26 protein-coding genes (1 of these 26 running past the window's edge) are annotated in these 24,811 nt (G+C 71.2%); 14 read left to right on the forward strand and 12 right to left on the reverse strand.

The genetic code is table 11. The features are described from left to right. Positions 1-38: 38 nt before the first annotated feature. A complete protein-coding gene (locus tag ACQF4J_RS35060; protein WP_427167619.1) occupies positions 39-1,433 on the reverse strand; it encodes a metallopeptidase TldD-related protein in 1,395 nt (464 codons plus the stop codon). Continuing rightward, positions 1,430-2,953, reverse strand: coding sequence for a TldD/PmbA family protein (locus ACQF4J_RS35065; protein ID WP_351569781.1), 1,524 nt, complete (start codon positions 2,951-2,953; stop codon positions 1,430-1,432). The genes ACQF4J_RS35060 and ACQF4J_RS35065 overlap by 4 nt, the downstream gene beginning before the upstream one ends. Positions 2,954-3,204: 251 nt before the next feature. On the opposite strand from ACQF4J_RS35065, the gene fabG reads away from it, so the two are divergent. From fabG to ACQF4J_RS35080, 3 genes are all read left to right on the forward strand, one after another. Beyond that, entirely contained in the window at positions 3,205-3,909 is a 705-nt protein-coding gene (fabG, locus tag ACQF4J_RS35070) for a 3-oxoacyl-[acyl-carrier-protein] reductase (protein WP_058926158.1), read from the forward strand. A gap of 5 nt (positions 3,910-3,914) precedes the next feature. Beyond that, positions 3,915-4,682 carry an enoyl-ACP reductase FabI gene (gene fabI / locus ACQF4J_RS35075; protein WP_351569784.1) on the forward strand — a complete coding sequence of 256 codons (768 nt, stop codon included), beginning with the start codon at positions 3,915-3,917 and terminating at the stop codon, positions 4,680-4,682. Between the two features lie 153 nt (positions 4,683-4,835). Next, positions 4,836-5,177, forward strand: a complete 342-nt coding sequence (locus tag ACQF4J_RS35080; RefSeq protein ID WP_351569787.1) for a hypothetical protein — start codon at positions 4,836-4,838, stop codon at positions 5,175-5,177. On the opposite strand, the gene ACQF4J_RS35085 is transcribed toward ACQF4J_RS35080, so the two are convergent. Continuing rightward, complete coding sequence (locus ACQF4J_RS35085; protein WP_351569790.1) at positions 5,158-5,847, reverse strand: FadR/GntR family transcriptional regulator; 690 nt, start codon at positions 5,845-5,847, stop codon at positions 5,158-5,160. The two genes, ACQF4J_RS35080 and ACQF4J_RS35085, sit on opposite strands and share 20 nt — an antisense overlap. A gap of 82 nt (positions 5,848-5,929) precedes the next feature. Here ACQF4J_RS35085 and ACQF4J_RS35090 point away from each other — a divergent pair, with 82 nt between their 5' ends. The 4 genes from ACQF4J_RS35090 to ACQF4J_RS35105 all read left to right on the forward strand — a co-directional run bounded on the left by ACQF4J_RS35090 (position 5,930) and on the right by ACQF4J_RS35105 (position 8,352). Then, positions 5,930-7,234 (forward strand): CynX/NimT family MFS transporter, encoded by a 1,305-nt coding sequence (locus ACQF4J_RS35090; RefSeq protein ID WP_427167620.1) that lies wholly within the window; start codon positions 5,930-5,932, stop codon positions 7,232-7,234. A gap of 44 nt (positions 7,235-7,278) precedes the next feature. Next, the gene (locus ACQF4J_RS35095) at positions 7,279-7,395 is read left to right on the forward strand and encodes an SGM_5486 family transporter-associated protein (protein ID WP_142151069.1); all 117 of its coding nucleotides are present in this window, start codon (positions 7,279-7,281) and stop codon (positions 7,393-7,395) included. Between the two features lie 166 nt (positions 7,396-7,561). Continuing rightward, positions 7,562-7,768, forward strand: coding sequence for a hypothetical protein (locus ACQF4J_RS35100; protein WP_058926163.1), 207 nt, complete (start codon positions 7,562-7,564; stop codon positions 7,766-7,768). Positions 7,769-7,833: 65 nt separating this feature from the next. Then, positions 7,834-8,352 carry a SixA phosphatase family protein gene (locus tag ACQF4J_RS35105; RefSeq protein WP_427167622.1) on the forward strand — a complete coding sequence of 173 codons (519 nt, stop codon included), beginning with the start codon at positions 7,834-7,836 and terminating at the stop codon, positions 8,350-8,352. Between the two features lie 76 nt (positions 8,353-8,428). Here the strand turns inward: ACQF4J_RS35105 and serB are convergent, their stop codons facing one another. Then, positions 8,429-9,658: a phosphoserine phosphatase SerB gene (gene serB / locus ACQF4J_RS35110; protein WP_351798382.1), complete on the reverse strand. Its 1,230-nt coding sequence runs from the start codon at positions 9,656-9,658 to the stop codon at positions 8,429-8,431. 167 nt (positions 9,659-9,825) lie between these two features. Then, entirely contained in the window at positions 9,826-11,718 is a 1,893-nt protein-coding gene (locus ACQF4J_RS35115) for a streptophobe family protein (RefSeq protein WP_427167623.1), read from the reverse strand. Positions 11,719-11,958: 240 nt separating this feature from the next. Here ACQF4J_RS35115 and ACQF4J_RS35120 point away from each other — a divergent pair, with 240 nt between their 5' ends. After that, positions 11,959-14,511: an FHA domain-containing protein gene (locus ACQF4J_RS35120; protein WP_351569806.1), complete on the forward strand. Its 2,553-nt coding sequence runs from the start codon at positions 11,959-11,961 to the stop codon at positions 14,509-14,511. Positions 14,512-14,589: 78 nt separating this feature from the next. Here ACQF4J_RS35120 and ACQF4J_RS35125 read toward each other — a convergent pair whose 3' ends face one another. The 3 genes from ACQF4J_RS35125 to ACQF4J_RS35135 all read right to left on the reverse strand — a co-directional run bounded on the left by ACQF4J_RS35125 (position 14,590) and on the right by ACQF4J_RS35135 (position 17,476). Beyond that, positions 14,590-15,357 carry a transglycosylase SLT domain-containing protein gene (locus tag ACQF4J_RS35125; RefSeq protein ID WP_351569808.1) on the reverse strand — a complete coding sequence of 256 codons (768 nt, stop codon included), beginning with the start codon at positions 15,355-15,357 and terminating at the stop codon, positions 14,590-14,592. A 299-nt stretch (positions 15,358-15,656) separates the two neighbouring features. Next, the gene (locus ACQF4J_RS35130) at positions 15,657-16,781 is read right to left on the reverse strand and encodes an S-adenosylmethionine:tRNA ribosyltransferase-isomerase (protein WP_427167624.1); all 1,125 of its coding nucleotides are present in this window, start codon (positions 16,779-16,781) and stop codon (positions 15,657-15,659) included. Next, entirely contained in the window at positions 16,778-17,476 is a 699-nt protein-coding gene (locus ACQF4J_RS35135; RefSeq protein ID WP_351569813.1) for an SDR family NAD(P)-dependent oxidoreductase, read from the reverse strand. The genes ACQF4J_RS35130 and ACQF4J_RS35135 overlap by 4 nt, the downstream gene beginning before the upstream one ends. A gap of 226 nt (positions 17,477-17,702) precedes the next feature. On the opposite strand from ACQF4J_RS35135, the gene ACQF4J_RS35140 reads away from it, so the two are divergent. The 3 genes from ACQF4J_RS35140 (at position 17,703) to chpE (ending at position 19,897) form a co-directional block, all read left to right on the forward strand. Then, positions 17,703-18,848 carry a GAF domain-containing sensor histidine kinase gene (locus ACQF4J_RS35140; RefSeq protein ID WP_351569815.1) on the forward strand — a complete coding sequence of 382 codons (1,146 nt, stop codon included), beginning with the start codon at positions 17,703-17,705 and terminating at the stop codon, positions 18,846-18,848. Further along, entirely contained in the window at positions 18,841-19,482 is a 642-nt protein-coding gene (locus ACQF4J_RS35145) for a response regulator transcription factor (protein WP_351569817.1), read from the forward strand. Before ACQF4J_RS35140 ends, ACQF4J_RS35145 begins: the two co-directional genes overlap by 8 nt. A 169-nt stretch (positions 19,483-19,651) precedes the next feature. Further along, positions 19,652-19,897 carry a chaplin ChpE gene (gene chpE / locus ACQF4J_RS35150; protein WP_351569824.1) on the forward strand — a complete coding sequence of 82 codons (246 nt, stop codon included), beginning with the start codon at positions 19,652-19,654 and terminating at the stop codon, positions 19,895-19,897. A gap of 79 nt (positions 19,898-19,976) precedes the next feature. On the opposite strand, the gene ACQF4J_RS35155 is transcribed toward chpE, so the two are convergent. After that, entirely contained in the window at positions 19,977-20,765 is a 789-nt protein-coding gene (locus ACQF4J_RS35155; RefSeq protein ID WP_351569827.1) for a hypothetical protein, read from the reverse strand. Between the two features lie 143 nt (positions 20,766-20,908). Between ACQF4J_RS35155 and ACQF4J_RS35160 the strand changes: the two genes are divergently transcribed. The 3 genes from ACQF4J_RS35160 (at position 20,909) to ACQF4J_RS35170 (ending at position 23,266) form a co-directional block, all read left to right on the forward strand. Continuing rightward, positions 20,909-21,706 (forward strand): ABC transporter ATP-binding protein, encoded by a 798-nt coding sequence (locus ACQF4J_RS35160; RefSeq protein ID WP_351569829.1) that lies wholly within the window; start codon positions 20,909-20,911, stop codon positions 21,704-21,706. Between the two features lie 49 nt (positions 21,707-21,755). Continuing rightward, a complete protein-coding gene (locus ACQF4J_RS35165; protein ID WP_351569832.1) occupies positions 21,756-22,187 on the forward strand; it encodes an NfeD family protein in 432 nt (143 codons plus the stop codon). 131 nt (positions 22,188-22,318) lie between these two features. Then, positions 22,319-23,266, forward strand: coding sequence for an SPFH domain-containing protein (locus tag ACQF4J_RS35170; protein ID WP_351569835.1), 948 nt, complete (start codon positions 22,319-22,321; stop codon positions 23,264-23,266). A 67-nt stretch (positions 23,267-23,333) separates the two neighbouring features. Here ACQF4J_RS35170 and ACQF4J_RS35175 read toward each other — a convergent pair whose 3' ends face one another. From ACQF4J_RS35175 to ACQF4J_RS35185, 3 genes are all read right to left on the reverse strand, one after another. Then, positions 23,334-23,840: an HNH endonuclease gene (locus ACQF4J_RS35175; RefSeq protein WP_249841357.1), complete on the reverse strand. Its 507-nt coding sequence runs from the start codon at positions 23,838-23,840 to the stop codon at positions 23,334-23,336. 143 nt (positions 23,841-23,983) lie between these two features. Further along, entirely contained in the window at positions 23,984-24,523 is a 540-nt protein-coding gene (locus ACQF4J_RS35180) for a YbhB/YbcL family Raf kinase inhibitor-like protein (protein ID WP_351569839.1), read from the reverse strand. Positions 24,524-24,566: 43 nt separating this feature from the next. Continuing rightward, positions 24,567-24,811, reverse strand: partial view of a sporulation protein gene (locus ACQF4J_RS35185; RefSeq protein ID WP_351569842.1) — the end only. It continues 538 nt past the right edge of the window; only the last 245 of its 783 coding nucleotides appear in the window; its start codon lies off the right edge, out of view; it ends in the stop codon at positions 24,567-24,569.

Below are 24,811 nucleotides of genomic sequence, written 5' to 3' on the forward strand. Positions count from 1 at the left end.
ATGATCCTCGGGCAGTCGGGTGACAGCCGCCTACGAGGTTATACGCCCTGACTGACAGAGCTCATGTTGAAGTCGGGCACCCGCAGGGCGGGCATCGCGGTCCTAGTGAACCAGTCGCTCCACTCCCTGGGCAGCGTCTTTTCCGTGCGCCCGGCCTCGGTGGCCCGGCCCAGCAGGTCCACCGGCGACTCGTTGAACCGGAAGTTGTTCACCTCGCCGGTCACCTCGCCGTTCTCCACGAGGTAGACGCCGTCCCTGGTCAGGCCAGTCAGCAGCAGCGTGGCCGGGTCGACCTCGCGGATGTACCACAGGCAGGTCAGCAGCAGCCCGCGCCCGGTGCCGGCGACCATCTCCTCCAGGGAGCGGTCCTCGCCGCCGGTCAGGATCAGGTTGTCGATCGCCGGAGCCACCGGAAGCCCGGTCAGACCGGCGCTGTGCCGGGTGGTGGCGAGGTTCCGCAGCACGCCCTCGCGCACCCACTCGGTGGCCGTGAGCGGCAGGCCGTTGTCGAACACCGACTGGTCGCCCCCGGAGGAGTGGGCGATCACGAAGGGCGCCGACTCCAGTCCGGGTTCGTTCGGGTCGCTGCGCAGCGTCAGCGGCAGCTCGGTGAGCCGGTCGCCCACGCGCGTGCCGCCGCCGGGCTTCGAGAACACCGTGCGCCCCTCGACCGCGTCCCGGCCCGACGCCGACCACAGCTGGTAGATCAGCAGGTCGGCCACCGCGGTCGGCGGCAGCAGCGTCTCGTACCGCCCGGCGGGCAGTTCGATCCGCCGCACGGCCCAGCCGAGGCGTACGGCGAGCTCGGCGTCCAGCGCCGCCGGGTCGACGTCCTTGAAGTCCCGCGTGGAGCGTCCGGCCCACGCCGAGCGCCTGCGGTCGGGCGACTTGGCGTTGATCTCCAGCGTGCCGTTGGGCTGGTCGTGGCGCAGGCGCAGCCCGGTCGACGTCCCCACGTAGCTCGACACGAGTTCGTGGTTGGCGAAGCCGTACAGTTCGCGGCCGCCGGCACGCGCGCGTGCGAAGGCCTCGCCGAGCGCCGGCGCGAAGTCGGCGAACACGGCGGAGCCGGTCTCCGCGGGCGCGTCCGTGAAGTCGGGGGAGGCCGGTACGTCCGCGACCAGCGGCTGCGCGTCCTCGGCGGGCCCGGCGGCCCGCGCGGCGGCCTCCGCGGCGCGTACCAGGGGCTCCAGCTCCGCCACGGTGACGGCCGAGCGCGAGACGACGCCGGAGGCCGTGCCCTCCTTGCCGTCGACGGTCGAGATCACCGTGAGCGTACGGCCCCTCGTCACACCGTTCGTGGTGAGCGCGTTGCCAGCCCAGCGCAGGTTGGCGGTGGACTGCTCGTCGGCGATGACGACACACCCGTCGGCGGCGGACAGCTCCAGCGCCCGCTCGACGATCTCGTGCGGCTTGCTGCTGCGGGCGCTCATCGACCGGCCTCCTGCGTGGTGTTGAGGATGTTGACGCCCCGGAAGAGTGCCGAGGGGCAGCCGTGCGACACGGCGGCGACCTGGCCCGGCTGGGCCTTGCCGCAGTTGAAGGCGCCGCCCAGGACGTAGGTCTGCGGACCGCCCACCGCGGCCATCGAGCCCCAGAAGTCGGTGGTCGTCGCCTGGTAGGCGACGTCCCGCAGCTGTCCGGTGATCCGCCCATTCTCGATCCGGAAGAACCGCTGGCCGGTGAACTGGAAGTTGTAGCGCTGCATGTCGATGGACCACGACCGGTCGCCGACGACGTAGATCCCGCGGTCGACCCCGCCGATCAGGTCCTCCGTCGACATCCCGGCCGGGTCCGGCCGCAGCGAGACGTTGGCCATGCGCTGCACGGGCACGTGCCCGGGGGAGTCGGCGAAGGCGCAGCCGTTGGAGCGCTCGAAGCCGGTCAGCTTCGCGATGCGGCGGTCGAGCTGGTATCCGACGAGCGTGCCGTCCTTGACCAGGTCCCAGGACTGGCCCTCGACGCCCTCGTCGTCGTAGCCGACGGTGGCGAGTCCGTGCTCGGCGGTGCGGTCGCCGGTGACGTTCATCAGCTCGGAGCCGTAGCGGAGCTTGCCGAGCTGGTCGAAGGTGGCGAAGGAGGTGCCGGCGTACGCGGCCTCGTAGCCGAGCGCGCGGTCCAGCTCGGTGGCGTGGCCGATGGACTCGTGGATGGTCAGCCACAGGTTGGACGGGTCGACGACCAGGTCGTACAGGCCCGCCTCGACGCTCGGCGCCCGCATCTTCTCGGCGAGCAGCTCCGGGATCTGCTCCAGCTCGCCCTCCCAGTCCCAGCCGGTGCCGGTCAGGTACTCCCAGCCCCGTCCGACCGGCGGTGCGACGGTCCGCATCGAGTCGAACTCGCCGCTGGACTCGTCGACCGACACGGCGGTCAGGGACGGGTGCAGCCGGACGCGCTGCTGCGTCGTCACGGTCCCGGCGGTGTCGGCGTAGAACTTGTTCTCGTGGACGGTGAGCAGGGAGGCGTCGACGTGGTTGACGCCGTTCGCCGCGAGCAGCCGCGCGCTCCAGTCGGCCAGCAGCGCCGACTTCTCCTCGTCGGGTACGCCGAACGGGTCGATCTCGTACGACGACACCCACGTCCGGTCGGCGTGCACGGGCTCGTCGGCGAGCTCCACCCGCTCGTCCGAACCGGCGGCCTTGATCACCTGGGCGGAGAGCTTCGCCATCGCCACCGCCTGCGAGGCGACCTTGGCCGCGGCGTCCAGGGTCAGGTCGACGCCCGAGGCGAAGCCCCACGTACCGCCGTGCACGACGCGCACCGCGTACCCGAGGTCGGTGGTGTCCGACGACCCGGCGAGCTTGGCGTCCCGCAGGCGCCAGGAAGCGCTGCGCACCCGTTCGAGGCGGAAGTCCGCGTGCTCGGCGCCCAGCGCACGCGCGCGTGCGAGCGCGGCGTCCGCGAGGGCGCGTAGCGGGAGTGCCGTGAAGGCTTCGTCGATGGTATGAGGCACCTGCGTCTCTTCCTGTTGACATGACAGTGACCGGCGGTTGCCCCGATCATGTCGCGGCGACCGGGTGGCGGACCACACGTTTGCGGGCGTGCTCGGCAACTTTCTGTAGGGACCCGACAGCGAGTCCCCCGAGCCACTGTCGGTGCCCGATTGTCCGCGGGACCGCCCGGACCGATAGGTTTTCGAGGGAAGCCGCCTGTCATCCAGGTGTTCGGGCGGATGTGTCAGACCCCTATCGAAAGGGTGATCCGTTGAGCCGCTCGGTTCTCGTCACCGGAGGCAACCGGGGCATCGGCCTCGCCATCGCCCGCGCGTTCGCCGATGCCGGCGACAAGGTCGCCATCACATACCGTTCGGGTGAGCCGCCGGCCGGCTTCCTGGCCGTCAAGTGCGACATCACCGACACCGAGCAGGTGGAGCAGGCCTACAAGGAGATCGAGGACGCCCACGGCCCCGTCGAGGTCCTGATCGCCAACGCGGGCATCACCAAGGACCAGCTCCTGATGCGCATGTCGGAGGAGGACTTCACGTCCGTCCTCGACACCAACCTCACCGGCACCTTCCGCGTGGTCAAGCGGGCCAACCGCGCCATGCTGCGCGCCAAGAAGGGCCGCGTGGTCCTGATCTCCTCGGTCGTCGGCCTGTTCGGCGGCCCCGGCCAGGCCAACTACGCCGCCTCCAAGGCCGGCCTGGTCGGCTTCGCGCGCTCCCTCGCCCGTGAGCTGGGCTCGCGCAACATCACCTTCAACGTCGTCGCGCCCGGCTTCGTCGACACCGACATGACCAAGGCGCTCACCGACGAGCAGCGCGAGAACATCGTGTCCCAGGTGCCGCTCGGTCGTTACGCGCAGCCAGAGGAGGTCGCCGCGACGGTGCGGTTCCTCGCCTCGGACGACGCCTCGTACATCACTGGAGCCGTCATCCCCGTTGACGGCGGACTGGGAATGGGTCACTGAACACCATGAGCGGAATTCTCGAGGGCAAGCGCGTCCTGATCACCGGTGTGCTGATGGAGTCCTCCATCGCCTTCCACGCCGCCAAGCTGGCCCAGGAGCAGGGCGCCGAGATCATCCTGACCGCGTTCCCGCGGCCCACGCTGACCGAGCGCATCGCCAAGAAGCTGCCCAAGCCCACCAAGGTCATCGAGCTCGACGTCACCAACGACGAGCACCTGGGCCGCCTGGCCGACCTGGTCGGCGAGGAGCTCGGCGGCCTCGACGGCGTCGTGCACTCCATCGGCTTCGCGCCGCAGGACGCGCTCGGCGGAAACTTCCTCAACACGCCGTTCGAGTCCGTGGCCACGGCCATGCACGTCTCGGCGTACTCCCTGAAGTCGCTGACCATGGCCTGCCTGCCGCTGATGCAGAACGGCGGCTCGGTCGTCGGCCTGACCTTCGACGCGCAGTACGCGTGGCCGCAGTACGACTGGATGGGCCCTGCGAAGGCCGCGCTGGAGGCCACCAGCCGCTACATCGCCCGCGACCTGGGCAAGCAGAACATCCGCTGCAACCTCATCTCCGCGGGCCCGATCGGCTCCATGGCCGCCAAGTCCATCCCGGGCTTCAGCGACCTGGCCGCCGTCTGGGACAGCCGCTCCCCCCTGGAGTGGGACCTGAAGGACCCGGAGCCGGCAGGCAAGGGCATCGTCGCCCTGCTGAGCGACTGGTTCCCGAAGACCACCGGCGAGATCGTCCACGTGGACGGCGGTCTGCACGCCATCGGCGCCTGATCGCCCCGCGCCGTCGACGCCCCGCTTCCGCAAGGCAGCGGGGCGTCGCCCGTTCGGCCTACCCGGCCGGGCGCGGGCGGACGCCGACCGGGCACGCTGGAGGGGCGTTCACCACACGCTCCCCTCCCCAGCCCGGCCGAGGAGGTCCCCGTTGTGCGCCTGTCCCGCAGCCTGGCCTCAGTGACCGCCGCCGTCGCTCTCGTGATGTCCCTGCCGTACGAGGCGGTGCCTCACGCGCGCGTACCGAGACCCGCCTCCGCCGATCCCTTCGGGGCCGAGTGCCGCACCAGGGTCACCGGTTCCCATGTGACCGCGTACTGCCACAACCCCTATCCGCAGACCGACCGCGTCAGCCTCCACATCGAGTGCGACCAGTGGTGGGACATCGACAGCGACGGCACCCCGGTCGACGCCGATCCGGCGATGACCGTACGGCTCACCGGGCGCTGCTGGGAGGACGTGCGCACGGTGTGGATCAGTCACCAGAAGGCGTGAACCGTCCGGGACGGCACAGGAACGGGTAGCTCGCCGCCTCCCTGCCCGCGGCCTCGGCGTCGCCCGCGCGGATCGCGTCGACCAGCCGCGTGTGGTCCATGTACGTCTCCGGCGTCAGCTCCTCGCCGACGTCCTCGCGCAGCCAGTCCCGCAGCACCTCGCCGAGGTCGGCGTACATCTCGCTCATCACGTCGTTGTGGGACGCGGAGACCACCGCCAGATGGAAGGTGGCGTCGGCCGTCACGAACGCCTCCGTGTCGCCCGACTCCCACGCCTCCTCGCGCCGCACCAGCAGCGCGTCGAGCTGCTTGAGGTCCTTCTCCGTGCGCCGCCGGGCGGCCAGCTCCGCCGCGGAGGACTCCAGCGTGGAGCGCAGTTCGGCGATGTGCCGGGGGTCGGCGTCGGCGAACCGGCGGTGCATCACTCCGGCCAGTTCGCTGGTGGCGACGACATAGGTGCCCGAGCCCTGGCGGATGTCCAGCAGGCCGTTGTGCGCGAGCGCGCGGACGGCCTCACGGACCGTGTTCCGGGCGACGCCCAGCTGCTCGACCAGCTCCGGCTCGGTCGGGATGCGCGAGCCGACAGGCCACTCGCCCGAGGTGATCTGGTTCCGCAGGGCGGCGATGACCTGCTCGGACAGGGCCGAACGACGGGGATGGCTCAGGGGCATGGCACACCTTCGCACGCGGCGGCCCGGTACGACTGACCCGGGCATGGACAACCAATCATCCCATGATTCTATGATGGGTCTCATGGCACGTGAGGAAAGCAGCACGACGACGTCCACGGCAGTACGCGGCCCGGCCGCCCAGGAGCCGTCGCGAACCGCCACGCACGCGTGGACGACACGACTGCTCCTGATCGGCATCGTGCTGACCGCGCTCAACCTCCGCCCCGCCATCACCGGCCTCGGCGCGCTCCTGAAGGAGGTTCGCGACGGGCTGGGCATGAGCGGCAGCGTCGCCGGACTGCTCACCTCCGTGCCCCCGCTCTGCTTCGCCGTCTTCGGCGTCATGGCCCCGCGCCTGGCCCGCCGCTTCGGCCCCGCCGCCGTCGTTTGCGCGGGCATGCTCGCCATCACCGCGGGCCTGCTGATACGGCCGTACGCGGGCGGCACGGCGGGCTTCCTGGCCGCCAGCGCGCTCGCCCTCATGGGCATCGCCGTCAGCAACGTCCTGATGCCGGTCATCGTCAAGCGCTGGTTCCCCGACCGGGTCGGCTCCATGACCGGCCTGTACTCGATGGCCCTCGCCCTCGGCACCGCGTCCGCGGCCGCGATCACCGTCCCCATGACCGACGCCCTGGGCGGCAGCTGGCAGACCGGCCTCGCGGTGTGGGCGGCGCTCGCCGGGGCGGCCGTACTCCCGTGGATCCCGTTCGTACGGCGCCGGGAGGCGGCCCCGGCCGAGGAGCCGACCGGGCGGCAGCACGCGCGCGTGCGGGAACCGTCCTACCGCGACGCGGTGCCCGCGCTGCGCATCACCCGGAGCCGTACCGCCTGGGCCCTCGCGGTCTTCTTCGGCCTCCAGGCCACCGCCGCCTACATCACGATGGGCTGGATGGCGCAGATCTTCCGGGACGCGGGCGTCTCCGCCGGCACGGCGGGACTGCTGCTGGCCGTCACCATGGTGATGGGCGTGCCGCTCGCCTTCGTGATCCCGCGCGTCGCCACCAGGCTGCCGCACCAGGGACCGATCGTGCTCGCGCTCGGCGTCTGCGGACTGGCCGGATATGCGGGCCTCTACCTCGCGCCTGCGGCCGGCGCCTGGGCCTGGGCCCTGCTGCTCGGCGTCTCCAACTGTGCCTTCCCGCTCGCCCTGACCATGGTCGGCATGCGGGCCAGAACGGGTGCCGGCGTCGCCCAGCTCTCCGCCTTCGCACAGAGCACCGGCTACCTGATCTCCATCCCCGGCCCGCTGCTCGTGGGCGTGCTCTACCAGCACAGCGGCGGCTGGGGCCTGCCGATCGCCCTCATGAGCGGCCTGATGATCCCGCAGATGGTGGTCGGCGTACTGGCGGGCCGCAACCGCACGGTGGAGGACGAGGCGGCCCGCTGACCCCCGCCGGATCCGGGGCGGGGGAGGGGTGCGAGACTTTCCGTATGCCAGTGCTCGACCCGAATCCCCAGAACGGCCAGAAGAAGTTGCTGATCGTGTTCGGCGCCTTCTTCGCCATCTTCGTGATCATCGCCGTCATCGCGACGATCGCCTCCCCCTGACGCCCGTCCGGGGGCCGATGGTGGTGCTAGCCCCACCATCCCCTAGGGGGCGAGTGTCAGGGTCAACTGGGTGGATCTCCGGATGGGTTGAGGGCGCCCGACTCCGTACCTTCGAAGTGTGGCCGCGAGCGGCGGCCCACCGACCCGAAGACCCTCGGAGGAACCCATGTCGGCCCAGTCGCACACCCGGCCCCACGCGGCGACCACGGGCCGCGTCGACATCCGGCTGCCCTGGTGGGCCCTCGCCCTGCCCACCCTCGCCTTCATCGTGCTCCTGGCGCTCATGCTGAACCCGACGGACGCGCAGGCGGCGGCGGGCGACCCGGCGATCACACACCTCTTCGAGCGCGTACAGCAGCTCATGGCCCGCTGAGCACGGCGAAAGCCCCCGGTCAACTCCCTGCGCCCGATGGCCTGTTTCATGCGAAGCTGGGTGTCATGAGCGTCGCAGAACCCCGCAGGATCGTCCTCTTCCGGCATGCGAAAGCCGACTGGCCACAGGTGACCGATCACGAGCGCCCCCTCGCCGAGCGGGGCCGCAAGGACGCCGCAGTCGCCGGACGCAAGCTGGCCGACTCCGCAGTCACCTTCGATCTGGCCCTGTGCTCCACCGCGGCCCGGACCCGGGAGACCTGGAAACTCGCCGTCCACGAACTTCCGCACCGGCCGAAAACCGTCTACGAGGAGCGGATCTACGAGGCCTCGCCCGGCGAGCTGATCGCGCTGCTGAACGAGACCCCGGACGACGCGCAGAACGTCGTCCTCATCGGTCACAACCCGGGCGTGCAGGGCCTCGTCGACATCCTGGCCGGCTCGGCCGAGGGCGACGCCCGCGAGCGGATGAACGGCCGCGGCTTCCCGGCCGCCGCGTTCGCCGTCCTGACCTTCGACGGCTCCTGGAAGGCCCTGGAACCGGCCGTGGCCACCCTGACCGACTACTGGGCCCCGAGCGAGTGACACTCCGAGCGGACGGCCGAGGGGCCCGGCACCGTCACGGTGCCGGGCCCCTCGCCGTGGTCCTCGCGCGGACGGCTCACCACTCGTCGTCCTGGGTGTCCGCGGCCTCGACCTCCTCGCGTGTGACGCCCAGCAGATACAGGACGGTGTCCAGGAACGGCACGTTCACCGCGGTGTGCGCCGCCTCCCGGACGACCGGCTTGGCGTTGAAGGCCACCCCGAGACCGGCCGCGTTGAGCATGTCCAGGTCGTTGGCGCCGTCGCCGATCGCCACGGTCTGGGCGAGCGGCACGCCCGCCTCGGCGGCGAACCGGCGCAGCAGCCGCGCCTTGCCCGCGCGGTCCACGATCTCGCCGGTGACCCGGCCGGTCAGCCGCCCGTCGACGATCTCCAGGGTGTTGGCCTGGGCGAAGTCCAGCCCGAGCCGCTCCTTGAGATCATCGGTGACCTGGGTGAACCCGCCGGAGACCACACCCACCTGGTAGCCGAGCCGCTTCAGCGTACGGATCAGCGTCCGGGCACCGGGTGTCAGCCGCACCTCGCTGCGCACCTTGTCGACGACCGAGACGTCCAGCCCCTCCAGCAGCGCCACGCGCGCGTGCAGCGACTGCTCGAAGTCCAGCTCCCCGCGCATCGCGGCGGCGGTCACCTCGGCGACCTTGTCCTCGCAGCCCGCGTGCGCGGCGAAGAGCTCGATCACCTCGTCCTGGATGAGGGTGGAGTCGACGTCCATGACCACGAGCCGCTGCGCCCGCCGGTGCAGCCCCGCGGCGACCACCGCCACGTCGACACCCAGTGCCGCCGCGTCCGTCACCAGGGCCGTGCGCAGCGGCCCCGTCTCGACGCCGGAGACCGCGAACTCCACCGCGGTGACCGGGTACTTGGCGAGCCGGAAGATACGGTCGATGTTGCCGCCGGCGTGGGCGATCTTCGCCGCGATGCGGGCGGTCGCCTCCGCCGTCAGCGGATGACCGAGGACGGTGACCAGTGAGCGGCCGAGACCGCGCGGACGGTTGTCGCCGCGGCCGGAGATGATCTCCGCCTGCATCTTCATCGACTCCGCCCAGCTGTGGACGGTCGCGCGCAGGTCGCCCTCGATTCCGGCCACCGGCTGGGTCACGAGCGCGCACAGCGTGAGACGGCCACGGGTGACGACCTGCTCGATGTCGACCACGTCGACGGAGTAGGCGGCGAGGGTGTCGAAGAGTCCGGCCGTGATGCCCGGCCTGTCCTTGCCGAAGATCTTGACGAGGAGAGTGGGGACGTCAGGGGCCACGTCGGAGGGCGAGGTCTGCGAAGCGCTCATGGTGCACCCACCGTATCCGGCACCCAGTGCCGACCGCCCCCGCGGTCCGCCTGGCGGACACTGAACATCGAGTGTCGAGCAGATGACCGGCGCCTGGCACTCCGGCCACGCTCAGCTCCGCGACAGCACCGTCCGGCCCTCATGTCAGGGTCTCCCTGCGGCCGCGCTCAGCGGCCTCCCTTCGGCCTTCCCGGTGGGGGAGGGGGCGGCGGGGGCGGCGGACCGTCGCCTCCCGAGGGCCGGGGGCGGTCGCCGCGGCCCGGTCGGGGTGGCTGTCGGCGCGGCGGCGGGTTCCCGATCGGGCGGACCACCGTGGGGGCGCCGTACACGTCGCCGTTGCCGGTGCCGGGCGGCGGTACGCCCTCACCGGACCGGGGCCGGTCGGGTGGCCGCGTGTCCCCTCCGGAACCCGGCCGGTCGGGTGGCCGCGCGTCCTCGGGTTCCTGCGGCACCCGCAGGTACGGATTGGTGGCGGGATTCGGCGGCCGATACGACCCGCCGGGCGTGTACGGTCCCGAGCCGCCCGCGTGCGTCCCCGCCGTCCCCGCGGGCATCCCGGGTTCCGGCGCGTACCCCGGATACGCGGTGCCCCCGCCCCCCGCCGTCCCACCGGCCCGCGCCAGGGGGGCCGCCCCGCGTCCCGCCGCTCCGGTCGCCCGGGCCAGCAGCGCGCCGACCGCCCCCGCACCCGCGCCCCACGCCGCTCCGAGGAGCAGGGCCATGCCGAGGTTCCCCCGCAGGCCGATCCCGGCGCCGAACGCGTCGAAGCCCAGCACGGACAGCGAGGCGTCCACCGACACCTCGGTCAGCCACGTGAGCAACGGCAGGGTCAACGCCGTGACGACTCCCAGCCGCAGAGCGCACTGCCCCGCGAACCGGAGGGCACCGGAACCCCGTACACCCGAACCGCCCGCGCCCGTCCCCGGCTGCGCCGCGCCCCCGACCGGTGTCCGCACCGCCGCCAGCACCCCCGCCAGCAGCATCGCCACCGCCGCCGCCACGCCGAGCAGCCACACCCGTCCGTCCAGTTCGGCCAGTCTGCCCAGCGTCACCGACTGGTCGGTCTTCGCGGTGAGGAGGTCGTCCAGGGGGTTCGGCAGCAGCTTGGCCAGCGCGCCCGTCGCCTTGCCGTCGAACGGCACGAACAGGCCGATCGGGATGCCGAGCCAGGTGCCGTTGGGGGTGCCGAGGAGTGCCGCGCCGAAGATCCGCCGGGGATGGTCGTCGCCGATCGCCGCGTAGACGGCCGCCGCGAACCCCGCCGCCACGGTCACCAGCAGCACGGTGACGAGCGCCGAGGCCGCCGGCCGGACGACGCGGTGCATCGCCTCCCAGCCCCGCGGCAGCGGTGTGCGGCGCGAGGCCAGCAGGGCGATCAGCAGGACACCGGCCGCCCAGCCGAGTCCCCCGAGCAGGGTGGGCGCCGTGTCGACCGAGAAGCCGACCCCCGCCTTGGCCTTGATGAGGTTGCCGATGTTGTCCGGGAGCAGCCCGCCGATGTTCCCCAGGTCGCCGAGGCCCGGGACGCTGATCCCGCCGCCACCGCCCGATCCGCCGGGCAGTTTGTCGAGGCCGAGCGAGCCGCCGTCGATCGTGATGACGTCGTGCCCCGCCCAGGCCAGGCCGCCCAGCACGGCCACGAACAGCACGACCACCGCGCCCGCGCGCGCGAGGAGTTCGGCCGGCGCGACCACAACTCCCGCCGCGCGCAGGGACCGTAGGAAGAACCACGACAGCAGCAGCGCGCCGACCAGGCTCACCCCGAGTGGCGTGATCGTGACGGCCGTATGGGCCTCGGCGCCTTTGAGACCGAAGGCGGACACGTCGCCGGACGGTGTGACCGAACCACCCGCGCCGAGAGCCACCACGGCCGCGGTCATCGGACCCAACGAGCCCGCGGTGTCCGCGCGCAGCAGATGAAGGCCGAGCGCCGCCGTGCCCGCCATCCCGATCAACGCCCAGCTCACGGAGGCGATCGCGGACAGCACGACGTCTCCCCACGGCACTCCCGAGCCGCGCGTGCCGTGCTCCGCGCTCTCGACACCCGACGACGCGCTCATGGCAGACCCCCCGATCCGCGGCGCGGCCCGGTTGCCGCGCATGTCCCCCTCGCGTGGATTACCACTCTCCGGGTCGGTTTCAACCCCGTCAACGGAACCGGAACGACGCGTCCGTGCGTGGTGTTCACGAGGCCCGACTTTCGGTCAGAGGGGCGAGCCTGAAATAGTTCCCGACGATGTTCGACATCCCTAGACTCCCTGTGTCGGGGGTATCTCGGGGGACTACTCAGTGGGGCTGGAGTGCCGGAACTCGTACTGGAATTGAATGGACGCACCTGGACGCTGGATCCGTCCAGGACGTACACCCTCGGACGCGATCCGCAGGGGGACGTCGTGGTCGACGACGCCAGGGTCTCCTGGCGGCATGCCACGATCAGCTGGAGCGGCCGCGGTTGGGTCCTGGAGGACAAGGGCTCCACCAACGGCACGTTCGTGCAGGGGCAGCGCGTCCACCACGTGGAGATCGGGCCCGGTACGGCGGTCCACCTCGGCAACGCGACCGACGGTCCGCGCCTGACCGTCTCCGGCGCCGCGGCAGCCGTCGCGACCCCGCAGGCCCAGCCGCAGCAGCAGCCGTACGCCGCCCAGGGCGCGAGCCCCGGTTGGGCGCAGCAGGCGCCACCGCAGCAGCAGGCCCCGCAGCAGCAGACGCCCCAGGCGCAGGCCCCGCAGGCACAGCCCGCCTGGCAGCCGCCGCAGCAGGCCGCGCCGCAGATCCCGCAGCAGCAGAACCCCGGTGGTGGCGCGGGGGCGCCGCCGGTCTACGGCGACCGCAGCCCGACCACGTTCCACCAGTTCTCCATCGGCCGCGTGATGCGCATCGGCCGTGCCCTGGAGAACGAACTGGTCGTCTCCGACCTGCAGGTCTCCCGGCACCACGCCGAGTTCCACTCGACGCCCGACGGCCGCATGGAGATCCGCGACCTGGGCTCGCACAACGGCACGTACGTCAACGGCCAGCCCATCGCCAAGGGCGGTTCGCAGCTGCTCGGCCCCGCCGACATCGTCGGCGTCGGCCACTCCACGTTCCGGATCGTCGGCGACCGGCTGGAGGAGTTCGTCGACACCGGTGAGGTCTCCTTCTCGGCCCGCCATCTGACCGTGACGGTCGACGGCGGCAAGCAGATCCTCAAGGACGTCTCCTTCGGCGTCCCGGAGAAGTCGCTGATCGCGGTCATCGGCCCCTCCGGTTCGGGCAAGTCGACCCTGCTCAAGGCGCTCACCGGCTACCGGCCCGCCAACCAGGGCGACGTCCTGTACGACAACCGCAACCTGTACAAGCAGTTCGCCGAGCTGCGCCAGCGCATCGGCCTGGTCCCGCAGGACGACATCCTGCACAAGGAACTGACGGTCAAGAAGGCCCTCAAGTACGCGGCCAAGCTCCGCTTCCCGGCCGACACCACGGGGGCCGAGCGCGAGGCGCGCATAGACGAGGTACTGCGCGAGCTGAAGCTCGACATCCACAAGGAGAAGAAGGTCACCTCCCTCTCCGGCGGCCAGCGCAAGCGCGTCTCGGTGGCCCTGGAGCTGCTCACCAAGCCGTCCCTGATCTTCCTGGACGAGCCGACCTCGGGTCTCGACCCGGGCATGGACCGCGATGTCATGCAGCTGCTGCGCGGCCTCGCCGACGACGGCCGCACGGTCCTCGTGGTCACCCACTCCGTGGCCGAGCTCGCCCTGTGCGACAAGCTGCTCGTGATGGCCCCGGGCGGCGCCGTCGCCTACTTCGGCCCGCCGGAGGAGGCGCTGAACTTCTTCGGCTACGACACCTGGGCCGACGTCTTCTCCGCCTTCGAGAACTACCGTGACTACGACTGGGCCGGACGCTGGAAGGGCTCGCAGCACTACCAGATGTACGCCGCGGACATCGACGCCGTTGCGCCGCAGTCCGTACAGATGCCTCCGATGCAGGCGATGAAGCCGCCGAAGCCGCAGGGCTGGCTGAGTCAGTTCGGCACGCTGGTGTGGCGCTACACCTCCGTCATAGCCTCCGACAAGGGCTTCCTCGCGCTGACGGTGATCCTGCCGCTGGTCCTGGGCTCCGTGAGCCTGCTCATCGACTCGGGCAAGGACCTGCTGGTCAACACGGAGATCAACCCGACCACGCACCAGCCCGTGCCGAACGGCACGGCCACCACGGTGCTGCTGATCCTCGCGGTCGGCGCCTGCTTCGCCGGTGCGGCCAACTCCGTCCGTGAGCTGATCAAGGAACGGGTCATCTACGAGCGGGAGCGCGCCACCGGTCTGTCCCGCTCCGCCTATCTGATGTCCAAGGTGTTCGTGCTCGGCGTGATCACGATCCTGCAGGGTCTGATGGTCGGTGTCATCGGCTTCGCCAGCCGCACCGTCCCGGACAAGGGCGTGGTCCTCGGCAACGCGGTGCTCCTCGAGCTCTGCCTGCCGATCATGGCGCTGGGCTTCACCTCGATGATGTTCGGCCTGATCATCTCCGCCCTGGTGAAGACCTCCGAGAAGACCATGCCGCTGCTGGTCATGTTCGCGATCGTCCAGGTCGTCTTCACCGGCTGCCTCTTCGCGCTGAACGGCGCGATCGGAGTCAACCAGTTCTCCTACCTGATGCCCTCGCGCTGGGCCGTCGGCGCCGCCGGCGCCACGCTGGACTTCAACGGGATCGCCCCGCCCGGCAAGGGCAAGCCCAACGACCCGCTGTGGGAGCACACGGCCGGCGCCTGGACCCTGGACATGGTCGCCCTGATCGCGCTCGGCGTGATCTGCGCCTTCTTCGTGGCCCGCTTCCTGCGCCGCCACGAGCCGGAGGTCATGCGCAAGTAGCTTCCGTACGACCGCGAAGGGCGGCACCCGTCAGGGGGTGCCGCCCTTCGGCGTTCACGTGAGAGGTCCGCGCTGACCTCAGTACGCGCTGTTGACGTTGTCGATCGAGCCGTACTTGTCGGCCGCGTAGTTGGCGGCGGCGGTGATGTTGGCGACCGGGTCGTAGATGTTCCAGGACGTGCCGCCGACGTGGTAGGCGTTGAACGTCGGCGGGATGACCTGCAGCAGGCCCTTCGAGGGGATGCCGTTGATCGCGTTGATGTCCCAGTTGTTGATGGCGTTCGGGTTGCCCGAGGACTCCCGCATGATGTTGCGGTACAGACCGTTGTACGAACCCGGGATGCCCTTGCTGTGCATGATGTCGAGGGCGTGGTTGATCCAGCCGTTCAGGTTGTTGCCGTAGCTCTTCACGGCGGCCTTCTTCACGGCGGCCTTCTTCAGGGCGGCGCGCTTGGCGGAGCGGCTCGCGGCCTCCTTGGCCCGGCGCTCGGCGTCGGCCTTCTTCTTGGCGGCGGCCTTGGCCGCGGCCGCGGCGGCCGCCTTCTTCTTCGCGACGGCCTCGGCGGCGGCCTTGGCGCGGGCGTCGGCCTTCGCCTTGGCGGTCTCGGCCTTGACGGTGTCGATGGCGAGCCGGTCGGTGACGCTGGCCTTGACGTCCTTGATCTGCTCGGAGCTGTAGGCGACCTTGGCCGGGGAAGCGGCCTCACTCGTGGTGGTGTCGGCGCTGCTGGGCACCGCGGAGAAGGCGAGGGCGGCGGCACCGAGGGTGGCGACACCGGCGATCGCGATCTTGTGGTGGCGGGTCAGCGCATGACTGTGGCCGCGGGTGTGGGTGTTCTTGGGCATGGCAGACGGACCTCTTCGAATAGCGCGGAGGTCGCTCTACGTCCTGCGAGGGACACGGGTCCTTCCCGCACGAACGCCGCGGGCGGAACCCGCGGCGCTGAGCGACGACAGCCATTCTTAGCGGCCGCAAAATCGGCAGGCAAAGATGTGACGTACGATCCCGGGTAGTGGAGCGGGGAAGGGCAAATCGGGGCAGAATGGACCGTCTGTCCCGCTCATCATGTGAGTCCTAATCTCCTACCGACCTTCGTACGTGATCTGCGCCCTATGTGCGGGCTCACATGCCCTCTGAGGTTTCCTCACCAACAGTTGCTGGCGCAATGCTCAGGGTGAGGGGTCTCCTCGGGGAGGATGAGGTGGACGTCGCCGAACTCGTGCCACAGGTACCGCCCGCGCAGCGCCTCCTCGTACGCGCGCTCCACCGCTTCCCGGCCGGCCACCGCCCGCAGCATCAGCAGATGCGAGGCCTCCGGCTCGTGCAGCCCGGTCAGCAGCCCGTCCACCACCCGTACCCCGCGCTCCGGCGTGACCACGAGATCCGTCCATCCCTCACGCGCGCGTACGACACCGTCGGCGCCGGCCGCCGACTCCACTGCCCGCACGGCCGTCGTCCCCACGGCGACGACCCGTCCGTCCCCGGCCCGCACCGCGTTGATGAGCCGCGCCGACGCCTCCGGCACCGAGAACCGCTCCGGATACGGCGGCTCGTGCGCCTCCGCCGACGCCACCCCGGTGTGCAGCGTCACCGGGGCGAACTGCACCCCCCGGCTCACCAGCTCCGCCACCAGCCGCGCCGTGAAGGGCCGCGCCGCGCTCGGCATCTCCGCGCTGCCCGCCCCGCCGGCCGCCGGCAGCGCGAACACGGTCTGATAGACGGACAGCGGCTGATCGCGCTCCGTATAGGAGTAGCGGATCGGCCGGCCGTGCTCCCGCAGCATCCCCGGCACCCCCGCCCCGGCCGCCCGGGCCCACCACAGGCGCTCGCCCCGCGCGCTCAGCGGCTCCTCCAGGACCAGCCGCACACCCCCGGGCAGCCGCACCTCCGTCCCCGCGGGCCCTCCCGCCCCCTTCTTCCAAGGAGCGTTTCGCGTCCACCCCGGCTCCAGCGGGCGGGTGGTGCCCTTCCCGTCCGGCTCCCGCAGCTCCACCGCCCACCGCCCGTCGTCCCCGCGCGTGGAGAAATGCACGACCACGCGTGTGTGCCCGACCCGCCCGTCCACGGCGGCGGCCAGCGTCGGCGACGTGTTGACCACCAGCAGATCCCCGGACCGCAGCAGCCGCGGCAGCTCCGTGAACGCGTGGTGCGACACCTCCGTCCCCCGCGACACCAGCAGCCGCACGGCATCCCGGTCCAGCCCCGGCCCGCGCTGCTCGGCCGGGACCCGCGCCGACAACTCCTCCGGCACCTGCACCGCGAGCGTCACAGCCCCTCCACCAGCAGCGAGACGGCCGCGTACCGCCCGCTCGCCGGACGCTCGTCCAGCAGCCGCAGGAACGCCGGCACCACCTCGCCCGGCGCCGGCCGCGGATCGTCGTCGTCCGGTACGGCGGCCGCGTACAGGTCGGTCGCCATGTCCCCCGGGTCCACCGCCCACACCCGCAGGCCCGGCTCCTCCTCGCCGAGCACGGCCGCCAGCTGATCCAGCGCCGCCTTGGAGGCCCCGTACCCGCCCCACGTCTCGTAGGCCTCGGCGGCCGCGTCCGAGCTGACCGTGATCACCGCGCCCGCATCGGAGACGCGCAACAGCGGCAGCGCCTCCTGGACCAGGCCCAGCGCGGCCACCACGTTCACCTCAAGCGCCCGCCGCAGCCCCTCCAGGGGCAGCGCCTCCAGCCGTACGAGAGGCTCGGCGCCCAGCGCGCTCGCGTTGCTCACCAGCAGATCGACGCCGCCCAGCTTCCCGGCCGCCGCCACCAGCTCGGCCCGGTGCCCGGCGTCCGTGACGTCCCCGGCCACAGCCGTCACACGCGCGCCCTGGGCCTCCAGCTCCGCCGCCGTCTCCCGCAGGACCTCCGGCGTCCTGGCGTCCAGCACCAGGTCCCAGCCCCGCGCGGCCAGGGCCCCGGCGAGCGCCCGCCCCAGCCCCTTCGACGCCCCCGTGATGATCGCTACCGGCATGACTCCACGTCCCCTCGTCGTCGCCGTCCCGCGACGGCCTGCCCTCAACGTAGGAACCGGCCCGCCCGCCCCGCCTCGGACGCGGGGCGCAAAGCGACGGGGCCCTTCGCCCTAAGCCGCCGGTCGGGGGCGGTGGGCCTACGTCGGCCGACCTAGGCCCACCGCCCCACCTCCCGCCGTCACAGGTCCGATCCGCGCTGTCACACCCCGCCGGTACCGTGAGGTCATGAGTCAAGGTCCCCGGTCCGGCCTGGCAGCGGTGAGCGCCGCGCTGCTGGCCATGAGCAGGCATCTCGAGGTGCGTGACGTCCTCAAGACGATCGTCGCCTCGGCCCGCGAGCTGCTCGACGCGCAGTACGCCGCACTGGGCGTCCCCGACGACCACGGGGGGTTCGCCCAGTTCGTGGTCGACGGCGTCAGCGCCGATCAGTGGGCGGCCATCGGCCCGCTCCCGCGCCAGCACGGCATCCTCGCCGCCATGCTCCAGGAGGCCAAGGTCGAGCGCCTGGCCGACGTGCGCAAGGACCCCCGCTTCGAGGGCTGGCCCTCCGCCCACCCCGACATGTCCGACTTCCTGGGCCTGCCGGTCCGGGACGGCGACGAGGTCATCGGCGCCCTGTTCCTGGCCAACAAGAACTGCTCCAAGCCCAGCGGCGGCTGCGGCTTCACCGCCGAGGACGAGGAACTGCTCGCCATCCTGGCCCAGCACGCGGCGATCGCCCTCACCAACGCGCGCCTGTACGAGCGCAGCCGCGAACTGACCATCGCCGAGGAGCGCTCCCGCCTCGCCCACGAACTGCACGACGCGGTCAGCCAGAAGCTCTTCTCCCTGCGCCTGACCGCCCAGGCCGCCGCCGCCCTGGTGGACCGCGACCCCTCCCGTGCCAAGGGCGAGCTGCAGCAGGTGGCCGCGCTCGCCGCCGAGGCGACCGACGAACTGCGCGCCGCGGTCGTCGAACTGCGCCCCGCGGCCCTCGACGAGGACGGGCTCGTCGCCACCCTGCGTACCCAGATCCAGGTCCTCGACCGCGCCCACACCGCGCGCGTGAGCTTCGACAGCCAAGGGGTGCGCGCCCTGCCCTCCGCCCAGGAGGAGGCGGTCCTGCGCGTCGCCCAGGAAGCCCTGCACAACGCCCTGAGGCACTCCGGGGCCGAGCACGTGGACGTGACCCTGACCCGGTGCGGCACGGCGGCGGTCCTGCGGGTGACGGACGACGGCGGCGGCTTCGACCCCCAGGCCGTACGGCGGGCCGGCCGCCACCTCGGCCTGGTCTCCATGCGCGACCGCACCAGCGGGGTCGGCGGCAGACTGACGGTGGAATCGGCGCCCGGCAAAGGCACCACGATCGAGATGGAGGTCCCCGGTGGCTGACGCAATCAGGGTGCTGCTCGTCGACGACCACCAGGTGGTCCGCCGCGGCCTGCGCACCTTTCTCGAGGTGCAGGACGACATCGAGGTCGTGGGCGAGGCCGCCGACGGCGCCGAGGGAGTCGCCCGCGCCGAGGAACTCAGGCCCGACGTCGTGCTGATGGACGTCAAGATGCCGGGCATGGACGGCGTGGACGCGCTGCGCAGGCTCCGGGAACTGGACAACCCCGTGCGCGTGCTGATCGTCACCAGCTTCACCGAGCAGCGCACGGTGGTGCCGGCCCTGCGCGCGGGCGCCGCCGGCTACGTCTACAAGGACGTGGACCCCGACGCCCTCGCCGGCGCCATCCGCTCGGTGCACGCCGGACACATCCTTCTGCAACCCGAGGTGGCCATCGCCCTGTTGTCCCAGGAAGAGGCCAACTCCGCCCCCGGCAGAGCCGGTTCGCTCACCGAGCGGGAGCGCGAGGTGCTCGGCCTGATAGCCGACGGCCGCTCGAACCGCGAGATCGCCCGCGCCCTCGTACTGTCCGAGAAGACGGTCAAGACCCACGTGTCGAACATCCTGATGAAGCTCGACCTGGCGGACCGGACGCAGGCCGCGCTGTGGGCCGTACGACACGGCGTGACCGGCTGAAACGCCTTGCGCGCGCCGGTGCGGCGCGGCAACACGGAGCGTCCCGCTCCGGACTGAGATTCATACCGTCGTGGGAATGTCCCCCGAATGGCGCAACCTCCGTGGATCTCAGCCGTTCTCCAGTGCGTGCTGCGGCGACTGCCGCGGCAATCGCTAGGAGGACTCAGAAGTGAAGAACCTGAAGAAGGCAGCGGCTGTGACGATGGTGGCCGGCGGCCTGATCGCCGCGGGAGCCGGGATGGCCTCCGCCACCAACGGCGCGCACGCCGACGGCCAGGCCGTGGGCTCGCCCGGCGTGGTCTCGGGCAACCTCGTTCAGGCCCCGGTCCACGTCCCGGTGAACGCCGTGGGCAACAGCGTGAACGTCATCGGCGTGCTGAACCCCGCCTTCGGCAACCTGGGCGTCAACCACTGACGTCCGCCACACGGCGTGCAGTGACCTCCGGCCTCCCGTGCCCCGCCCGGGAGGCCGGTCCGGCGTCCGGGGGCGGAGCTCAGCGCATGCCCCGCTCCCGCTCCTCCACATACGCGTTGTACGCGGCGACCTGGGCCCGGCGAGCCGTCCGCTCCACCGGCCGCAACGCCTGCGCCCGAGCCCCCATCTCGGCCGAACTCACCGCGCCCCCATGCCCGTTCTCGTAGGCGAGGGACACCAGCACCCCCACCCGCTGCGCCAGCTCCAGCACCCGGACCGCCCGCGGCGGATATCCCGGCGCCAGCACCTCCCGGCCCCGCTCGGCCCGCGCCCGGTACGCGTCGATCGCCGCCTCCGCCACCGGCCCCGACCCGGCGACGTCCAACCGCGACAGCACCTCGGTCGCCTCGCGAAGCGCCTCCGCCAGCTCCCGCTCCGCCTCACCGAGCGAGGGCACATCGGCCGGCGGCGCCTCCCGCACCGGCAGACAGTGCCAGACGACCTCGACATGCACATCACCGTCGGGACCGGCCTCGTACACCTCCGGCACCAGCCCCAGCGCGGCGCCGTGACAGACCACCGCCTCCTCGGCGTCCATCGCCCGCGCGTTGAACTCCGGCGGTCCGCTCAGCCCCAGCGGATGCCCGGGGGCCGGCAGCGCGACCCGCAGACCGGCCACCCCCAGCGCCCGCAGCCGCCCCAGCCCGAGCGTCAGCCCCACCTGCCCCGACTCACCGGGCAGCCCCTCCATCCGGTGCACGGCGTCCTCCCCCACGATCGCGAGCACGGCGTCGTCCGGAGAGACAAGTCCGGCCAAAAGGGCGTTTCCCCAAGCGGCAAGGCGTCCTGAGCGCGGTTCCGAGAACATGCCCCCACCCTAAGGACCGGACCGATGGAATGGACCGGCCGACCAGTGGCGTAGATTTCTTCGAGGGCTGCGCCCACAAGCGCACGCGACAGCCGAGACGCCGACCCGAGACCGGTCACACTGCAAGGGGAGACAACGCGCTCATGAGCGATGTTCTGGAGCTTCAGGACGTATCCGTGGTCCGGGAGGGCCGGGCTCTGGTGGACCAGGTCTCCTGGTCGGTCAAGGAAGGCGAGCGCTGGGTCATCCTCGGTCCCAACGGCGCGGGCAAGACCACCCTCCTCAACGTCGCCTCCAGCTACCTTTACCCCAGCAAGGGCACCGCCACCATCCTCGGCGAGACCCTCGGCAGGCCCGGCACCGACGTCTTCGAGCTGCGCCCGCGCATCGGTGTGGCCGGCATCGCCATGGCCGACAAGCTCCCCAAGCGCCAGACCGTCCTGCAGACCGTCCTGACCGCCGCGTACGGCATGACCGCGGGCTGGCAGGAGGAGTACGAGGACATCGACGAACAGCGCGCCCGCGCCTTCCTCGACCGCCTCGGCATGAGCGACTACCTCGACCGGAAGTTCGGCACCCTCTCCGAGGGCGAGCGCAAGCGCACCCTCATCGCCCGCGCCCTGATGACCGACCCCGAGCTGCTCCTCCTCGACGAGCCCGCCGCCGGCCTCGACCTCGGCGGCCGCGAGGACCTCGTACGCCGCCTCGGCCGCCTCGCCCGCGACCCGATCGCCCCCTCGATGCTCATGGTCACCCACCACGTCGAGGAGATCGCCCCCGGCTTCACCCACGTCCTGATGATCCGTCAGGGCAAGGTCCTCGCCGCCGGCCCGCTGGAGCTCGAACTCACCTCCCGCAACCTCTCCCTCTGCTTCGGCCTGCCGCTCGTCGTCGAACAGGCCGGCGAGCGATGGACCGCCCGCGGCCTGCCGCTTACCTGAGCCCATCGCGCCCTGTCCGCAAGGGGACTTGCGGTCATACCATGACCATGTGAACGACATCGACGCATGGGTGTGGTGGCTGGTCGTCGCGGCTGCGCTCGGAATCCCGCTCGTGGTCACGGCGATGCCCGAGTTCGGCATGCTCGCCGTGGGCGCCGTCGCCGCCGCCGTCTTCGCCGGACTGGGCTTCGACGTCGTGGCCCAGGTCCTCTCCTTCGTCGTCGTCTCGGTCGCACTGATCGCCGTGGTAAGGCCCATCGCGCTCCGGCACAGCGCACAGCGTCCCCAACTCGCCACGGGCGTCGACGCCTTGAAGGGCAAGCAAGCCGTCGTGCTGGAGCGCGTAGACGGCTCCGGTGGCCGGATCAAGCTCGCCGGCGAGGTCTGGTCGGCCCGCGCCCTCGACACCGAACGCGCCTACGAAGTAGGCCAGGAAGTGGATGTCGTGGAGATCGAGGGAGCGACCGCCATCGTCATCTGACCTCGTAGGACTCAACTGATACGAACAGCCCACGAGTTGTACGACGGTCTGTCAGACTCGACCAGCAAGATCTTCAACAACCATAAGATCTTCCGAGAGCGCCGAGGCGGAGAAGGGTACGGGGAACGACGATGGAACCGGTCATCATCGTCCTGATCATTCTGGTGGTGTTGGTCTTCATCGCCCTGATCAGGACCATCCAAGTCATCCCGCAGGCCAGCGCCGCCATCGTCGAGCGCTTCGGCCGCTACACGCGGACACTCAACGCGGGCCTCAACATCGTGGTCCCCTTCATCGACACCATCCGCAACCGCATCGACCTGCGCGAACAGGTCGTACCGTTCCCGCCGCAGCCGGTGATCACCCAGGACAACCTGGTCGTCAACATCGACACGGTCATCTACTACCAGGTGACCGACGCGCGGGCCGCGACCTACGAGGTCGCCAGCTACATCCAGGCCATCGAGCAGCTCACAGTCACCACACTGCGCAACATCATCGGTGGCATGGACCTCGAGCGGACCCTGACCTCCCGCGAGGAGATCAACGCGGCCCTGCGCGGCGTCCTCGACGAGGCCACCGGCAAGTGGGGCATCCGCGTCAACCGCGTCGAGCTGAAGGCGATCGAACCGCCCACCTCCATCCAGGACTCGATGGAGAAGCAGATGCGCGCCGACCGTGACAAGCGCGCCGCGATCCTCACCGCCGAAGGTACGCGCCAGGCAGCCATCCTCACCGCCGAAGGTGAGAAGCAGTCCCAGATCCTGCGCGCCGAGGGTGAGGCCAAGGCCGCCGCCCTGCGCGCCGAGGGCGAGGCCCAGGCCGTCCGCACGGTCTTCGAGGCGATCCACGCCGGCGACCCGGACCAGAAGCTCCTCTCCTACCAGTACCTCCAGATGCTCCCGAAGATCGCCGAGGGCGACGCCAACAAGCTCTGGATCGTGCCCAGCGAGATCGGCGACGCCCTCAAGGGCCTGTCCGGCGCCATGGGCAACTTCGGCCCGATGGGCGGCGGTTCGGGCGGAGGCGCGGGCTCGGACAAGGCCACCGAACGCCGGGAGAAGCCGTCGATCGACTGACGTCCGCCCCTTGTACGTGACTGGGGCCCGCCTCCCTCGGGAGGCGGGCCCCAGTTCCATGTGTGCTCTACGCGGCGTCCCGCGCCAGCCAGTCGGGCAGCGCGTCGAAGTCCTCGGTGCCGAGAGCCAACAGCATCGCATCGGCCGGAGTCGGCTCGAACGGCTGCCGCAGCAACGGCATCCCCGCCTGCTCCGGAGTCCGGTCGGCCTTACGGTGATTGTCCTCCGCGCACGAGGCCACCGTGTTCAGCCAGGAGTCCTGACCACCCTGGGCCCGCGGCACCACGTGGTCCACGGTCGTCGCCCTGCGCCCGCAGTACGCGCACCGGTGCCGGTCCCTGACCAGCACACCCCGCCTCGACCACGGGGCTTGTCTTCGGAACGGCACCCTCACGTACCTGCACAACCGGATCACCCGCGGCGCCGGTATGTCCACATCGGCACCGCGCATGCGCAGTTCGGGGTGGGCCTGCTCGACCACGGCCTTGTCCTGCAGCACCAGCACGACGGCTCGGTTCAACGTCACCGTCGACAGCGGCTCGAAGCTCGCGTTCAGAACCAGCGTGTCCCGCATTCCAGCCCACCTCCCGTGCAATCGGCCCACCCCCTGGCGGGCTGGATCAACTCTGGCCGGGCACGCCGAGATGGACAACGCAATAAAAACTGCCCGCCTCTGATCAATTCCAAGACCAGAGGCGGGCAAACGTTCCATGAACGTCAGTCTTCGGCGGGCACCTCGTACTCACCGACGAGCTGCGCCCGGGCGATCGCGTGGAACCGCAGGTTGAAGCCCACGACGGCCGGGGACGCGTCCGCGTCCGGACCGAGCTTCTCCTGATCCACGGCGTACACCGTGAACACGTACCGGTGCGGCCCGTCCCCGGCGGGCGGCGCGGCACCGCCGAAGTCCTTGGACCCGTAGTCGTTGCGCGCCTGGACCGCGCCCTCGGGCAGCCCCTCGAACTTGCCGCTGCCCGCACCGGCCGGCAGCTCCGTCACCGAGGCCGGGATGTCGAACACCACCCAGTGCCAGAACCCGCTGCCCGTCGGCGCGTCGGGGTCGTAGCAGGTGACGGCGAAGCTCTTGGTCCCGGCGGGGAAGCCCTCCCACCGCAGATGCGGCGAGGTGTTGCCGGCCGCGTAGACCTGAGCGTCCTTGAGCGTGGCGCCTTCCCGCACGTCCTCACTCGTGACCGTGAACGACGGCACGGGCGGGTGGAAGTCGTGGGGGAGCGGCCGCCGCTTGAGCTCGGACACCTCGGTACCTCCTGATCGGTTACGGAATCAGTGGTTCCCGAGCCTAGAACCAGTTGCGCTTGCTGCCGACCTCGGACAGCCACTGGTTGAGGTAGGCCGCCCAGTCGGTCCCGTGGAAGTCGTTCAGTCCCACCTGGAACGACCGGAATGTGTCACTGCCCTCGCTGAACAGTCCCGGCTTCTTGTCCATCTCCAGCACGACGTCCATCGCGTGCTCGTCGGCCACGAAGCTCAGCTCGACCTGGTTCAGCCCCCGGTACTGCGACGGCGGGTAGAACTCGATCTCCT

Source organism: Streptomyces sp. C1-1, assembly GCF_050214755.1.
In the GTDB taxonomy this organism is placed as follows: domain Bacteria; phylum Actinomycetota; class Actinomycetes; order Streptomycetales; family Streptomycetaceae; genus Streptomyces.

Coding starts and splice junctions, on each gene's coding strand:
- ACQF4J_RS35060 (WP_427167619.1), bottom strand. CDS start 1,433: ATGAGCGCCCGCAGCAGCAAGCCGCACGAGATCGTCGAGCGGGCGCTG.
- fabI (WP_351569784.1), top strand. CDS start 3,915: ATGAGCGGAATTCTCGAGGGCAAGCGCGTCCTGATCACCGGTGTGCTG.
- ACQF4J_RS35085 (WP_351569790.1), bottom strand. CDS start 5,847: ATGCCCCTGAGCCATCCCCGTCGTTCGGCCCTGTCCGAGCAGGTCATC.
- ACQF4J_RS35090 (WP_427167620.1), top strand. CDS start 5,930: ATGGCACGTGAGGAAAGCAGCACGACGACGTCCACGGCAGTACGCGGC.
- ACQF4J_RS35095 (WP_142151069.1), top strand. CDS start 7,279: ATGCCAGTGCTCGACCCGAATCCCCAGAACGGCCAGAAGAAGTTGCTG.
- ACQF4J_RS35100 (WP_058926163.1), top strand. CDS start 7,562: ATGTCGGCCCAGTCGCACACCCGGCCCCACGCGGCGACCACGGGCCGC.
- ACQF4J_RS35105 (WP_427167622.1), top strand. CDS start 7,834: ATGAGCGTCGCAGAACCCCGCAGGATCGTCCTCTTCCGGCATGCGAAA.
- serB (WP_351798382.1), bottom strand. CDS start 9,658: ATGAGCGCTTCGCAGACCTCGCCCTCCGACGTGGCCCCTGACGTCCCC.
- ACQF4J_RS35115 (WP_427167623.1), bottom strand. CDS start 11,718: ATGAGCGCGTCGTCGGGTGTCGAGAGCGCGGAGCACGGCACGCGCGGC.
- ACQF4J_RS35125 (WP_351569808.1), bottom strand. CDS start 15,357: ATGCCCAAGAACACCCACACCCGCGGCCACAGTCATGCGCTGACCCGC.
- ACQF4J_RS35135 (WP_351569813.1), bottom strand. CDS start 17,476: ATGCCGGTAGCGATCATCACGGGGGCGTCGAAGGGGCTGGGGCGGGCG.
- ACQF4J_RS35140 (WP_351569815.1), top strand. CDS start 17,703: ATGAGTCAAGGTCCCCGGTCCGGCCTGGCAGCGGTGAGCGCCGCGCTG.
- ACQF4J_RS35155 (WP_351569827.1), bottom strand. CDS start 20,765: ATGTTCTCGGAACCGCGCTCAGGACGCCTTGCCGCTTGGGGAAACGCC.
- ACQF4J_RS35160 (WP_351569829.1), top strand. CDS start 20,909: ATGAGCGATGTTCTGGAGCTTCAGGACGTATCCGTGGTCCGGGAGGGC.
- ACQF4J_RS35170 (WP_351569835.1), top strand. CDS start 22,319: ATGGAACCGGTCATCATCGTCCTGATCATTCTGGTGGTGTTGGTCTTC.
- ACQF4J_RS35175 (WP_249841357.1), bottom strand. CDS start 23,840: ATGCGGGACACGCTGGTTCTGAACGCGAGCTTCGAGCCGCTGTCGACG.